The 13,459-nt window shown below is 66.0% G+C and carries 14 protein-coding genes; 7 read left to right on the forward strand and 7 right to left on the reverse strand.

The window, feature by feature from the left end; genetic code table 11:
- Positions 1-13 precede the first annotated feature (13 nt).
- The 5 genes from ggpS to dacB form a co-directional block, all read right to left on the reverse strand.
- The gene (gene ggpS / locus THI_RS14845) at positions 14-1,495 is read right to left on the reverse strand and encodes a glucosylglycerol-phosphate synthase (RefSeq protein WP_013107075.1); all 1,482 of its coding nucleotides are present in this window, start codon (positions 1,493-1,495) and stop codon (positions 14-16) included.
- Positions 1,452-2,222, reverse strand: a complete 771-nt coding sequence (locus THI_RS14850; RefSeq protein ID WP_141130623.1) for an HAD family hydrolase — start codon at positions 2,220-2,222, stop codon at positions 1,452-1,454. Before THI_RS14850 ends, ggpS begins: the two co-directional genes overlap by 44 nt.
- 11 nt (positions 2,223-2,233) lie before the next feature.
- Positions 2,234-3,406, reverse strand: coding sequence for an NAD(P)H-dependent glycerol-3-phosphate dehydrogenase (locus THI_RS14855; RefSeq protein WP_013107077.1), 1,173 nt, complete (start codon positions 3,404-3,406; stop codon positions 2,234-2,236).
- Between the two features lie 446 nt (positions 3,407-3,852).
- A complete protein-coding gene (locus THI_RS14860; RefSeq protein ID WP_013107078.1) occupies positions 3,853-4,128 on the reverse strand; it encodes a SemiSWEET transporter in 276 nt (91 codons plus the stop codon).
- Between the two features lie 43 nt (positions 4,129-4,171).
- On the reverse strand, positions 4,172-5,617 hold the full coding sequence (gene dacB, locus THI_RS14865; protein ID WP_013107079.1) for a D-alanyl-D-alanine carboxypeptidase/D-alanyl-D-alanine endopeptidase: 1,446 nt from the start codon (positions 5,615-5,617) through the stop codon (positions 4,172-4,174).
- An 86-nt stretch (positions 5,618-5,703) separates the two neighbouring features.
- Between dacB and pyrF the strand changes: the two genes are divergently transcribed.
- The 5 genes from pyrF to THI_RS14890 all read left to right on the forward strand — a co-directional run bounded on the left by pyrF (position 5,704) and on the right by THI_RS14890 (position 9,898).
- Positions 5,704-6,591 carry an orotidine-5'-phosphate decarboxylase gene (gene pyrF / locus THI_RS14870; protein ID WP_013107080.1) on the forward strand — a complete coding sequence of 296 codons (888 nt, stop codon included), beginning with the start codon at positions 5,704-5,706 and terminating at the stop codon, positions 6,589-6,591.
- The gene (gene moaC, locus THI_RS14875) at positions 6,588-7,088 is read left to right on the forward strand and encodes a cyclic pyranopterin monophosphate synthase MoaC (RefSeq protein ID WP_013107081.1); all 501 of its coding nucleotides are present in this window, start codon (positions 6,588-6,590) and stop codon (positions 7,086-7,088) included. Before pyrF ends, moaC begins: the two co-directional genes overlap by 4 nt.
- A gap of 75 nt (positions 7,089-7,163) precedes the next feature.
- Positions 7,164-8,627: a metalloprotease TldD gene (gene tldD / locus THI_RS14880; RefSeq protein WP_013107082.1), complete on the forward strand. Its 1,464-nt coding sequence runs from the start codon at positions 7,164-7,166 to the stop codon at positions 8,625-8,627.
- Positions 8,628-8,823: 196 nt separating this feature from the next.
- A complete protein-coding gene (locus THI_RS14885) occupies positions 8,824-9,270 on the forward strand; it encodes a PsiF family protein (protein WP_013107083.1) in 447 nt (148 codons plus the stop codon).
- A gap of 94 nt (positions 9,271-9,364) precedes the next feature.
- Positions 9,365-9,898, forward strand: coding sequence for a cytochrome b (locus THI_RS14890; RefSeq protein ID WP_013107084.1), 534 nt, complete (start codon positions 9,365-9,367; stop codon positions 9,896-9,898).
- Positions 9,899-9,910: 12 nt separating this feature from the next.
- Here THI_RS14890 and THI_RS14895 read toward each other — a convergent pair whose 3' ends face one another.
- Together THI_RS14895 and THI_RS14900 are read right to left on the reverse strand one after the other, a co-directional pair.
- Complete coding sequence (locus THI_RS14895) at positions 9,911-10,744, reverse strand: PPK2 family polyphosphate kinase (RefSeq protein WP_013107085.1); 834 nt, start codon at positions 10,742-10,744, stop codon at positions 9,911-9,913.
- Between the two features lie 7 nt (positions 10,745-10,751).
- On the reverse strand, positions 10,752-11,660 hold the full coding sequence (locus THI_RS14900) for a tetratricopeptide repeat protein (RefSeq protein WP_013107086.1): 909 nt from the start codon (positions 11,658-11,660) through the stop codon (positions 10,752-10,754).
- Between the two features lie 314 nt (positions 11,661-11,974).
- Here THI_RS14900 and THI_RS14905 point away from each other — a divergent pair, with 314 nt between their 5' ends.
- Positions 11,975-12,592, forward strand: a complete 618-nt coding sequence (locus tag THI_RS14905) for a LemA family protein (protein ID WP_013107087.1) — start codon at positions 11,975-11,977, stop codon at positions 12,590-12,592.
- 6 nt (positions 12,593-12,598) lie between these two features.
- Positions 12,599-13,459 (forward strand): TPM domain-containing protein, encoded by an 861-nt coding sequence (locus THI_RS14910; protein ID WP_013107088.1) that lies wholly within the window; start codon positions 12,599-12,601, stop codon positions 13,457-13,459.

The following is a 13,459-nucleotide window of genomic DNA, read 5'->3' on the forward strand; positions in this document are numbered from 1 at the left end:
TGGATTGCTCGGCTTACCGCGACCGCAACTGCGCGAACAGTTCGAGCACGTGGTGCGTCCAGTGGGTGATGTCGTAACGTTGGATGAGTGCATCCATGCGCTGCATGCGCTCGCGCTGTTCGTCGCGCGGCATGTCCAGCGCCCGGTCGATGGCGTCGTCCATCTGGCTGATGCTGTAGGGATTGACCAGCACGGCGTCCTGCAACTCCACCGCTGCCCCGGCGAACTCCGACAGCACCAGCACGCCGCTCTCGTTCACATGCGCGGCGATGAACTCCTTGGCCACGAGGTTCAGACCGTCGCGCAGCGGCGTGATCCAGCAGATGTCGGCGGCGCGGTAGTAGCTCAGCGTCTCCTCGAAAGGCATGGGCGTGGTGGACAGCAGGATGGGTGTCCAGGTGAGCGAGCCATGATGGCCGTTGATGCGCCCGACGAGTTGTTCGATGTTCTGCTGCGCCCGCTTGTAGACCCGCATGCCGTCGGCCGCGGCCACAGCCGTGACCAGCAGCCTGATTCTGCCGTGCAGCTCGGGGCGGCGCGCCAGCAGGCGCTCGAAGGCCAGCAGCATTTCGCGCGTGCCCTTGGCATAGTCCACCCGACCGATCGACACGATGGTGGTCTGCCCGGACATTTCGCGGCGGATGTGCGCCACCCGCGCCAGGTTGTCGGGCTTCTGCACCGTGCTGCGGATGAGGTCGGCATGGGTGCCGATGGGAAAGGCATCGATGCGGATCGTGCGCCCGCCCACTGCGATGGAGACTGGCGTGACCGGCTCGGACAGCGCGGTGCCCGTGGCCTGCAGTTCCGGCTCCACCGCGCGCTCGATCAGGCCCTCGATTCTGCGCAGAGACTGTACCAGCGCGGCGAAGTTGCGGGCGTAGCGCGGCACGTGAAAGCCCACCAGATCGCAATCGAGCAGCGAGGCCAGAATCTCATCGCGCCAGGGCAGGATGTTGAACACATCGGGCGCAGGAAACGGCGTGTGGTGGAAAAAGGCGATCTTCACATCCGGGCGCATCTGCCGCACGAAGCCCGGCACCAGCCACAGGTTGTAGTCGTGCACCCAGATCACCGCCCCCGGCGCGGCCTCGGCGCAGGCGGCTTGCGCAAACAGGCGGTTGACCTCGCGGAACACACTCCACTGGCAGTTCTCGGTGGAGTAGAGCGAGGGAAAGCTGTTGAGAATGGGCCACAGCGCCTCTTTCGAGACGACGTGATAGAACTGGCTGATCTGCTCGGCGGTCAGCGGCAGCCGCACGACTTCATAGCTGCCATAGCTGTCGTTCACCGTGATGCGGCGCTCGAACTTCGCAGCTTTTCCCGTCGGCGCCTTTTTCCACGCCACCCAGCTGGCGCGGTCGACCTGACCGATGAAACCCTTGAGGGCCGGCACGATGCCGTTGGGGCTTTTGTTTTCTTTGAGGACGATCTGACCGTTCTCGACGAACTCCTCATACGGTTGTCTGTGATAGACGATGACCAGAGATGAAGCCATTGAAGTCTCCCTGTTGATGAAATCGCTGCAGGGCGTCGAGCACCCCGGCTGCGCCCGGCTGGGCGCTGCGGTACACATTGGTATGCGGCGTGATGGCATGATCGAGCGCGGCCTCGCGGTTGCTCACGGCCACGCCGGTCAGACCGGTCTGGAACATCGACAGATCGTTGAGCGTGTCGCCAGCCACCAGGGTGCGGTGTTCAGGCAGGCCGAGCGCGGCCAGGGTGCGCAACAGGGTCGAGCCTTTCTGCACCCCGCGCGGCAGCACGTCGAAATACTGGTTGTCCGACATCAGGGTGTCGAAGCCCAGTCGCCGCAATTCAGTCGCAGCCACCTGCACCGGCTCCGGACGACGGTAAAAATACGATCGTCTGCGACCGCCGTGCGGCGGTTGGGGCTGCAGCTCTGGATGCCGGCGTACGATGTCGTCGATCTGCTGCACGCGATCGGCAGGCCAGCTCGCGTCGAGCCAATGATCGATCGCCGGAATTGGCGCGAAGTCGGCGCCGGTCGCCACGCTAGTGCCCACGTCGCCAATCACATGATCGGGTTGCACCGGCAGATCTCGCGCGAGTTGGCGCATGAAGTCGAACCCGCGACCGCTGACAAAAATCAGCACGATCTCGCTGCGGCGCTGCGCGATCCATTCATATAGCGCCGTGCGCTGCGCCTCGTTGCCGCCCAGAAAAGTGCCGTCCAGATCGGTGGCCAGAATGGTTTGTGGCATCGACGCCTCCTTCATTGCGACTGCCGCGACTGCGCGCGTGACAGGGTGGGCCGCAAGCCCTGCGCGTCGCGCAGCAGCCGGTGCGCATGCGCGCCCGAAGCGACGGGTAAGCCGAGCGCGTCGTCCTGCTGCACCGGCTGAGTCAACAGGCGCCGCAAGGCCTCCTCTGCCGTTTGACGGCGCCCCAGCACATCGCGCACCACAGCCGCCACCTGCAAATGCAGGCCGAGCCGCCGCTCCAGAATTTGCACCGACTGGCTACTGATCGCGCCTTCGGCCAACTCGCCCTCGCCGCCGGGGAATTCGCCGCGCCCCAGCTGCATGCCCAGCCGGGTGTTGCGCGATTGGGTCGACGACGCGGTGAGAAACAGATCGCCCGCACCCGCGCTCGACAACAGGGTTTCAGGGCGGCCGCCCAGCGCCAGGGTGAGACGCCTCATGTCCTGCAGGCCGCGCGTCAGAATGGCCGCGCGCGCGTTCTCGCCCTGCTCGCAGCTCATGGCCATGCCGCAGGCGATGGCGATCATGTTTTTGAGCGCGCCGCCGACCTGCACGCCGATGGCATCGTCCGTCACGTCGAGCTGCACCTGACCTGCGGCGAACGCCGTGCGCAAGCCCCCCATCAGCCGCTGCGCGTGGCTTTGCACATCGACCGCACCGCGCTGACGCAGCGCAGGCAGACCGACCGTGAGCGCTGCAGGCTGCCCGCGCACCACCTCATGCGCAAAGCTCGGCCCGCCGATCGCACCGATGAGCGCGCCCGGCCGCAACTCCTGCTGTAACACCTGAGTCATCAGCGCGCCGCTGTCGCGCTCGATCCCTTTGCAGGCGGCCAACACCACCGCGCGCCGTTGCAGCCAGGGCGCGGCAGCGCGCGCCACCTCGCGCAACGCAGCCGACGGCACGACCATGAACACCGCGTTGGCGCCGTCAAGCACCTCGGCCATCTGGCTGCTCGCCTTCAGGCCCGCAGGCAATTCCAGATCCGGCAAATGGCGCGGATTGCGCGCCTGGGTGGCGATGGCGTGGGTGAGATCGGGGCGGCGCGCCCACAGGCGCACCTCCAGCCCGCCGCGCCGCAAGGCGCATGCCAGTGCCGTGCCCCACGCACCAGCGCCGATCACGGCAACAACGGGGGCAAGGGTCGGATTGCCGACGATGAATGATGAAGCAGAGTTCTGCATGGACTCTCCCAAGGTCGTGGACAACCCTGTAGGTTGTCCGATGGCAGAACGCCCAGCAAAGCGGGGCGTGGCGACTGGGCGGCCGCGCGTGCAGACGCGGCCGGGGGGCATTCAGAGCGAATGCCATGAAGCGCGGGGTTGGCTTGAACCCCTTATGCCGTCCAGGGGACGAACGAGAAATTTCTGGCCCGCGCAGGCCAGGAGGCACACCAGAAGACACAAGTAGAAGTCGCTACTTGCGGTGATATTTCTGGAGACTCATTGAATCAAAATATCAATGGGTAGATTGTAAAGCAATTTGGAAGGAATTAAAATTTCAAAATCACCAAATTACTTACAAGTTTTTGGACGATCCAAGGAACATCGAAGTGACGCCCGATGATCTGTCTAAACCAGGTTCCAAACTCGCTGCGGCGCAGCATAACGACGCCAAGCGCGGGCCGGACTCACCCCGTCTGTCGCGCGCCGTAGCGCAAGCGCATGATCAGCACGGCCAGCGCCAGCAGGAAAGTCACCGCGTTGGCGCCAACCAGGGGCCAGCTCTGCTGGATAACGCCATAGGCCAGCCAGAGCGCCACGCCCGTGGTGAACAGTGTGTACATGCCGAGCGAAATCCCCGAAACATCGCGCGTGCGAACCGTCAGCCAGGCCTGTGGCACGAAAGACACGGTGGTGAGAAACGCCGCGCCGTAGCCGATGAGATCGGTGAGGTGAAAGGCCATGAGGGACTCTCGAAAAATGGGGGGAGGTCGGCGAAGTGCGCGCTCAAGCCGTCTGCATGAAGCCGTTGACGAAGGCTTCCAGCGCAGGCCAGGCGCCGCCGGCGCGTGGGTCGTTGACCAGCGCGGCGAAGGTGTAGCGCTGCCCGGCGCGGGTCTGCGCATACCCTGCGAGCGACAGCACGCCGTCGAGGCTGCCGGTTTTGGCGTGAATGCGGCCCGCGGTATCGGGGTCGCGGAAATGGCGGCGCAGCGTGCCGTCTTCTCCGGCCAAGGGCAGCGACGAGATGAATTCGGGCATCACCGGGCTGTTCCACGCCGAGCGCAGCAGCGCGTTGAGATCGGCCGCCGAAATGCGCGCGATGCGCGACAGGCCGCAGCCGTTGTCCAGCACCAGGCCGGGCATGGACAAATTATGGGTGGACAACCATTGCTCCACCGCCTGCTGCGCCAAGCCCCAAGTGGCCCGTTGCGCACCCGCCTGTAGCGCCAGGGTCAGAAACACCTGCTGCGCCATGACGTTGTTGCTGTATTTGTTGATGTCGCGCACCAGCACGGCGAGCGCGGGCGAGTCCCACACGGTCAGTTCGGTGGCGCCCGCAGGCAGGTTGGCGGTGCGAACCCGCCCTTTCCAATCGATGCCGACCTGCGCAAACAGCGCGGCGAGCAAACGCTGAACATAGGCGTTGTCGCTCACCTCGGGGGCGATGTTCCAGGTCTGCGGCCCGCAGGCGGCCGCAAAACCCCCGGCGAAGCGCGGCGCGAAGGGCTGTTTCCAGTCGGCGCGCAGCTTGTCCTTCCAGTTGCCGCAGGCGCTGGCGGTGAGTTTGGGCGCTTCGCGCAGATCGAAGCCCGCCACTGGCGGCTCCACTGTGACACGCACCTGCTGTGCCTGAGCGTCGGGCACGAAGCCCAGGCGCAGCACGCCGAAGTTCACCAGAAAGGGGTCGGGGCCGACGTTGTAGGGGGCGGTGGCGTCGCCGTCGAAGGCGCCGGGGTTGTGCGGCGGAAGATCGAAAGCCTGACGGTCGATGAGCACGTCGCCGCGAATACGGCGGATGCCCAGATCGCGCAGCCGTACCGCGATGCTCCACAGGTTGTCGGCCATCAGATGTGGGTCGCCGCTGCCGACGAAGGCCAGATCGCCCTGCAGCACCCCGGCGCGGATCGGCCCCGTGGCGTACACCGGCGTCTTCCACACATAGGCCGGGCCGAGAATGCGCAGGGCCGCGTAGGTGGTGACGAGCTTGAGCACGGAGGCCGGATTCATCAACGCGGCGCCGTTGAACGCGATCTGGGGCGACGGGCTATCGAGCGGCTGCAGCACGAAGGCGCAAGACTGCTGCGGAATACGCGCCGTCTCCAGCGCCTGCGCCACACTGGTCGGCAGCGCCCCCGTTGCGCCCAGCCCGACCTGCTGCGCCCGGGCCAGAAGCGGCATGCCGGTCACGGCCAGTGAGGAGATCAGAAAACGGCGGCGGCTGGGTAGCATGGCATGGGCGGCGAAGAAGATCAATGGAATGGTAGAGGCTTGCGGAAAGGCTAGGTTCAAAACCCCTGCCTACAATGCGCCGCATCATGACGACCCGCCCCCCCTTCATCCACCAGTGGCAAGAGGCCGCCGAGCGCAACAATTCGGCGCTGTGCGTCGGTCTCGACCCGGAGCCCTCGCGCTTTCCGGCGCCGTGGACCAACGACCCGCTGCGGCTGTTCGACTTCTGCGCCGCCATCGTCGATGCCACGGCCGATCTGGTCTGCGCCTACAAGCCGCAGATCGCCTACTTTGCGGCGCTGGGCGCGGAGGGCCAGCTCGAACAGCTCATCGCCCACATCCGCAAGGTCGCGCCGGGCGTGCCCGTCATCCTCGATGCCAAACGCGGCGACATCGGCGCCACCGCGGAGCAATATGCCCGCGAGGCCTTCGTGCGCTTCAACGCCGACGCCCTGACGCTGTCGCCCTACATGGGCTTCGATTCGGTCGAGCCCTATCTGCGTTTCCCCGAGCGCGGGCTGTTCGTGCTGTGCCGCACCTCCAACCCCGGCGGCGCCGATCTGCAGACCCTGCCGCTTGTCGCATCGAACGCCAGCTCGGCCACAGGCGCCTCGGCCCATCTCGGCGATGAGCTGCTGTTCGAGCGCGTGGCGCGGCTGGCTGCGCTGGACTGGAACCGCCACGGCCAGAACGGCCTGGTGGCTGGCGCCACCAACCCGGCCGACATCGAACGCATCCGCGCGGTCGCCCCCGAAGCACCGCTGCTCATCCCCGGCATCGGCGCGCAGGGCGGCGATCTCGCAGCCACCGTGCGCGCGGCGCGCGGCAACTTTCTCATCAACGCCTCGCGTAGCGTGCTTTACGCCAGCAACGGGCGCGATTTTGTCGATGCCGCTAGACGCGAAGCCCGCCGCCTGCGCGACGCTATCAACCAGGAGGTGCACGCCGCCTCCACCGCCCCGAACGCCCCATGAGCAACAGCAGCGCATCCACCACCGGCCTCACCCACTTCGACGCCGCCGGTCAGGCGCATATGGTCGATGTCGGCGCCAAGGATGAAACGCATCGCGTGGCCGTGGCCACCGGCTGCATCCGCATGCAGCCCGCCACCTTCGCCCTGGTGCAAAGCGGCAGCGCCAAAAAGGGCGACGTCATCGGCATCGCCCGCACCGCCGCCATCATGGCGAGCAAGCGCACCGCCGACCTCATTCCCCTGTGCCACCCCATCGCCCTCAACCGTGTGGCGGTGGACTTCGATTTGCAGCCGCAGGACAGCAGCATCCACTGCACCGTCACCGCCGAAACCCGCGGCCGCACCGGCGTTGAAATGGAAGCGCTCACCGCGGTGCAGATCGGCCTGCTCACCATCTACGACATGTGCAAGGCGGTGGACCGCGGCATGATCATCGACGGCGTGCGCCTGCTCGAAAAGCACGGCGGCAAGTCGGGCGACTGGGTCGCCTCGGTCTGAGCGCCCAGCCAAAGCCGAGACGCGCCTGAACCGCCCTGCGCGCAGGGACATGCCGCTGTTCCTACAATCGGGCGCATGAACATGATGACCGAACCCGCGCTGTTGCGCCTCGACGAGGCGCGCCGCGTCTTGCTCGACCCCTATCAGATCGACGAAATCGCCTTGCAGCGTGCGCTGGGCAAGGTGTTCGAGCACAAGCTCGACTACGCCGACGTCTATCTGCAATACACCCGCTCCGAGGGCTGGAGCCTGGAAGAAGGCCTGGTGAAGTCGGGCAGCTTCGACATCGAACAGGGCTTTGGCATTCGCGCGGTACAGGGCGAGAAGACCGCCTTCGCCTATTCCGACGACATTTCCGAGCTGGCCTTGCTCGAAGCCGCCGACACGGTGCGCAGCATTGCCCGCGCGGGCAAGGGCAGCGCCAAAGTGCCCAGCGACACCCGCCGCAGCGCGGCGCGCGTGCTCTACGGCGCGACCGACCCGCTGGGCGCGCTCGACTCCAACGCCAAGGTGGCGCTGCTGCAAAAGGTGGACCGGCTGGCGCGCGCCAAAGACCCGCGCGTGGTGCAGGTCATGGCCAGCCTGGGCGGCGAACACGACGTGATGCTGGTGCTGCGCTCCGACGGTCTGCTGGCCGCCGACGTGCGCCCGCTGGTGCGCCTGAGCGTGAACGTGATCGTCGAGCAAAACGGACGGCGCGAATCCGGCTCGTCGGGCGGCGGCGGGCGCTATAGCCTGGGCTACTTCGACGACGCCCTCATCACGAAATATGTCGATGAGGCGGTGAACACCGCGCTGGTCAACCTCGAATCGCGCCCCGCGCCTGCGGGCGAGATGAGCGTGGTGCTCGGCCCCGGCTGGCCCGGCGTACTGCTGCACGAGGCGGTGGGCCACGGCCTGGAAGGCGACTTCAACCGCAAGGGATCGAGCGCGTTCGCGGGCCGCATGGGCCAGCGCGTCGCCGCCAAGGGCGTGACCGTGCTCGACGACGGCACCCTGCCCGACCGGCGCGGTTCGCTCAACGTGGACGACGAGGGCAACCCGACACAGCGCAATGTACTGATCGAAGACGGCATTCTGGTTGGTTATATGCAGGACATGCTCAACGCCCGGCTGATGGGCCGCGCGCCCACGGGCAATGGCCGCCGCGAGAGCTACGCGCATGTGCCCATGCCGCGCATGACCAACACCTACATGCTGGCGGGAGACCGCGATCCGGCGGAAATCCTCGCCAGCATCGACCGCGGCCTGTACGCGGTGAACTTCGGCGGCGGGCAGGTGGACATCACCAGCGGCAAGTTCGTGTTCTCCGCCAGCGAAGCCTGGTGGGTGGAGAAGGGCAAGCCGCTCTACCCGGTGAAAGGCGCCACACTGATTGGCAACGGCCCCGACGCGCTCACCCGCGTGAGCATGATCGGCAACGATCTGCGGCTGGACAGCGGCGTGGGTACCTGCGGCAAGGAAGGCCAGAGCGTGCCCGTCGGCGTGGGTCAGCCGACCCTGCGCATCGACGGCGTGACTGTGGGCGGCACGGGCTGAGCTCAACCCGACCTTCATCCAGGCCCAACAGCCGGACCGCAGCGATGCGTTCCGGCTGTTTCATTTTTTACTTGCGGTGACATCGGTGAAACCTGCTTTACGGTGCATGATGAACGGCCGAACACTGGCTACAGTGCATCCAAGCCGGACGCTGATCCGGCCTTCCCTCCCACACTGCTGAAGAAAGGTTTGCTCGATGAAACACACCACCCTGCTCGCCGTCGCGCTGACCAGCGCTGCCCTGGCCTTCCCCACGATCGCCTCGGCCGGTTTGCTGAAAAAACACGAACAAAAAGTGCAGTGCGAAAAACAGGCCAAGGAGCAAAGCCTCAAAGGCAAGGATCGCACCGAGTTCATCAAATCCTGCGTGAGCAAGGCGCAGGAATCCGCCGCACCCGCAACGGAGCAAGCCCACCAAGAAACCAAGAAGGAAGAAGAGCATCACTCCATGCAAACCTCGGGCGCAGGCATGGCAGCGGCGGCGGGCGGCGGCGCGGGCAAGGTGTGGGTGAATGCCTCGACCAAGGTTTATCACTGCCCGGGCGACAAGTACTACGGCAAGACCAAGCACGGCGAATACATGAGCGAATCGGCTGCCAAAGCGGCGGGCGATCATCCGGCGCATGGCAAGACTTGCAACTAAGCGGGTGTGAACGGACTCAGCCCGCGCTAAGTGAGGCGGGTTATGTTGTGGGCATTCTGATTTTCAGCCGCTGCCCCGTGCGGCCTTGCTCACTATGTCCACAATCGCCCTGCCCGAAGCGCGCTATCACCCCGTCTCCCGCCTGCTGCATTGGGCCATCGTGGCGCTGATCCTGCTGGAGTATCCCCTGGCCTGGCTGATGACCGATCACCGCGGCGCGCCTGAAGATGCGCTGGCGACCTGGCATATCGGCGTGGGCACGACCATCCTCACCCTTTTCGTGCTGCGCCTGCTGTGGCGGCTGATCAAGACACCGCCGCCGCACCCGCCGATGCCCGCCTGGCAGGCGCTTGCGGCCCAGGCCACGCATGCGCTGCTCTATGCCGGATTCGTCTTGCTGCCGCTGCTGGGATGGCTGGCCGCGTCGGCCCGCGAGTGGCCGGTGCATTGGCTGGGACTATGGCCGCTGCCCGCGCTGTTTCCGGCCAACGCCACATGGGCTGAGCTGCTGGGCGACGCGCATCAAGTGGTCGCTCTGGGGCTGCTCGGCTTGATCGGTCTGCACGTTGCTGCAGCGCTGTACCACGCCTTTATCCTGCGCGACGGCAGCCTGCGCCGCATGTTGTAAAAAACTCAGACCTCAAACCACCTTCAGCCCGGCCAGCTCGGGCTTGGGGTCGGGCGGCGGGGTTTTGAGCGCCTCGAGCGCCTGCACCACCAGACGCGCCACAATCAGATTGCGCACCGGCTTGCGGTCGGCCGGCACCACATACCAGGGCGCCTGCGCAGTAGAAGTCGCCGCCAGCGCCTGGCTGTAGGCGGCCTGATACGACTTCCAAAACTGCCGCTCTTGCAGATCGGACGGGTCGAACTTCCAGTGTTTGAGCGGGTTGTCGATGCGCTCCTGCAAGCGCTCGCGCTGCTCGTCAAAGCTCAGGTGCAGAAAACACTTGACGATGGCCGTACCCGATTCCGCCAGCATCTGCTCGAAATCGGCGATCTGCCGCAAATAGCGCTTCATCTCACCGTTCTTCAACTCACCGTGCACCCGGCGGATGACCGGTTCCTCGTAATGACTGCGGTTGAACACGCCGATGCAGCCCAGCGGCGGCACCTGCGCATGCACCCGCCAGAGAAAGTCGTGCCGCCGTTCCTGCACGCTGGGTACGCTGAACGACGCCGCGTGGATGCCCAGCGGATTCACCCCGGTGAACACCGCCTTGGTCGTGCTGTCCTTGCCCGCCGAATCCATGCCCTGCAGCACCACCAACAGGGCTTGCTCGCGACGGGTGAACATCGCGTCCTGCAGCTCGCCGATCTGGCCGCGCAGGCGGTCGAGCTCGGCCTCGATCTCGTCTTTGGAAGGGTCGCCCGGCAGGTCGATCTGCGTGGCGCGGTCCGAGAGGTCGAGGTTGTCTTCGGGGTCTACCCGCAGACGGCGCAAATCGGTCAGTAGAGGCATGTCAGAGGGCATGTCCGCTTCAGCGCCTCACACCCTTGGCCAGCAGCGCCAGATTTTTGCGGGCGCGTTCTTCACCTTGCGCGGCGGCCAGCGTCCACCAATGCCGCGCTTTCTCGACGTCAGGCAGCTTGCCCAGCCCGCGGTAGTACAGCACGCCAAGACCGAACTGCGCCTGCGCATCGCCCAGCTCCGCCGCCCGCTGGTACCAGCCGGCCGCCTGGGTGTAGTCGAGACTGCCGCCCCGACCCATCGCCAGCAGCGCGGCGAGCTCGCGCTGCGCCTCGGGCATATCCATCTCGGCGGCCTTGCGCAGCCAGGCCACGGCCTGCGCATCGTCCTGCTCGACGCCCTGGCCGGTGACGAACAGATGTCCGTAGCGGTAGCAGGCTTCACGATGGCCCTGATGCGCAGCGAGAGAGAACATCGCCGCAGCGCCCGAAGGATCGGCCGGGCCGCAACGTCCGTTGAGCAGAAAAATGCCCAGATTGCACTGGCCCGCCGCGTCGCCCGCCTCTGCGGCACGCTGATACCAGACCTGGGCCTGCGCGTCGCTGCGGGGCACCCCGCGCCCATGCTCGTACAAAAAACCCAGACCATTCATCGCCCGGGCCAAACCCGCTTCGCAGGCTTGGCGCCACAGATCCAGCGCCTGCGCATCGCTTTGTTCCACGCCGCGCCCGTGTATGTAGAGCCAGCCCAGGTTGTACCTGGCCCCGGCAGAACCCTGTTCGGCCGCCTTGCGATACCAGTGCGCCGCATGAACAAAGTCCTTGCGGTCGTGATAGTGCGCACCCAGCCACTCTTGCGCGGCCGCATCTCCCTCATGCGCCAGGACTTCGAGCGGATGCTGCGTCTCGCTGAAGTCGAGATGCTGGGGCGGTTGGGTGTGAATGCCGAGATCGAGCTCGGCGGACCGTGGGGTACTCATGGGCGCGGCGATTTTTTGCAGGCATGCAGCATACCCCCGACTCGCCCCGGAACGGAACATTGCGGCGATATGCTTCGTACTCTTGTTTCAACCCAGAATTTCCATTAGGCGGGGCTACGCCCCTACATGGGCGCTGGCGGGCGGTTTGGGGCGTCTTCGCCCCCGCGCTTCGCGCCCATAGCTCGGGCTATGGGCTTGTCGCGCAGGGCCGAATCCATCCCCAACCCGCCGCACCATCATCCCATGTCCTAATGGAAAATCTGGGTTCAACGTGTTTCTTCCCGTGTTTGTTCCTTTTTTCCGGAGACTCTTTCATGCGCCGCTGGATATCCCTTCTCTTGCTTTCCGCCGCCCTGCTGAGCCTGAGCGGCTGCGGCTACAACGCCTTGCAGTCGTCCGACGAGCAGATCAAAGCGAGTTGGGCCGAGGTGCTCAACCAGTATCAGCGCCGGGCCGATCTGGTGCCCAATCTGGTGAACGTGGTCAAGGGTTACGCCGCGCATGAAAAAGACGTGTTCGTCCAAGTGACGCAGGCGCGCGCCAAGGTCGGCCAGATCCAGGCCACGCCCGAACCCATCAACGATCCGGCCGCCTTTGCCAAGTTCCAGGAGGCGCAGGCGCAGATGACCAGCGCGCTGTCGCGCCTGATCGCGGTGTCCGAAAACTATCCGCAGCTCAAGGCCGATGGCGTGTTCCGCGATCTGCAGGCCCAGCTCGAAGGCACGGAGAACCGCATCGCCGTGGCCCGCATGCGCTACATCGAAGCCGTGCAGAACTACAACAACCTGGTGCGCCAGTTCCCCAGCAACCTCACCGCCATGGTGGTGGGCATGAAGGTCAAGCCCAGCTTCACCGTGGAGAACGAGAAAGCCATCTCGGTGGCGCCCAAGGTGGACTTCGGCGGCGCCCCCGCGCCTGCCGCATCGAAGTAAGGCCGCATGACGCTGTTGCGCGGACTCTGGAAGCGCTGGCTGGCCGCGCTGCTGCTGTGCGGACTTGGCACGCTGGTCTGGGCCGCGCTGGCGCCGGTGCCCGCGCTCACCGCGCCGGTCACCGACCTCACCGGCACCCTCACCGCGGAGCAAACCGCCACGCTCGATCAGGAACTGCGAGCCTTCGCCACGCGCAAAGGCAGCCAGATCGCCATCCTCATGGTGCCCAGCACCGCGCCGGAAGCCATCGAGCAATACAGCATTCGCGTGGCCGAGGCGTGGAAGCTGGGCCGTAAGGCGCAAGACGACGGCGTGCTGCTGCTCGTCGCCAAAGACGACCGCGCCATGCGCATCGAAGTCGGCTACGGGCTGGAAGGCGCCATTCCCGACGCCATCGCCAAGCGCATCATCGCCGAGGTCATCACCCCGCAGTTCAAGCAGGGCGACTATTTCGGCGGACTGCAGGCCGGCGTGCAACAACTGATGAAGCTGATCGACGGCGAGCAACTGCCGCCGCCGCAGGCCACCTCGCCGGGCGCAAACCGATCCAGCGCGCAGGAAATCGGCTTCATGGTGTTGATCGGCGCGGTCGTGCTGGGCTCGGTGCTGCGCAGCGTGCTCGGCCGCACCGTCGGCGCCGGGCTGAGCGGACTGATCGCAGGCGGCGTGGGGTGGTGGCTCGTCGGCTCCGTGCTGTTGGGGCTGACCTTCGGCGCGCTCGCCTTCCTCGCCGTGTTCAGCGGCATACGCATGGGTGGTGGTAGCTTCGGCGGCGGCGGATTCGGCGGCGGCAATGACCGCGGCTCGGGAGGATTCAGCGGCGGCGGTGGCGGTTTTGGCGGAGGCGGCGCTTCGGGCCGGTGGTGA

The organism is Thiomonas arsenitoxydans (assembly GCF_000253115.1).
Taxonomy (GTDB): Bacteria; Pseudomonadota; Gammaproteobacteria; order Burkholderiales; family Burkholderiaceae_C; genus Thiomonas; species Thiomonas arsenitoxydans.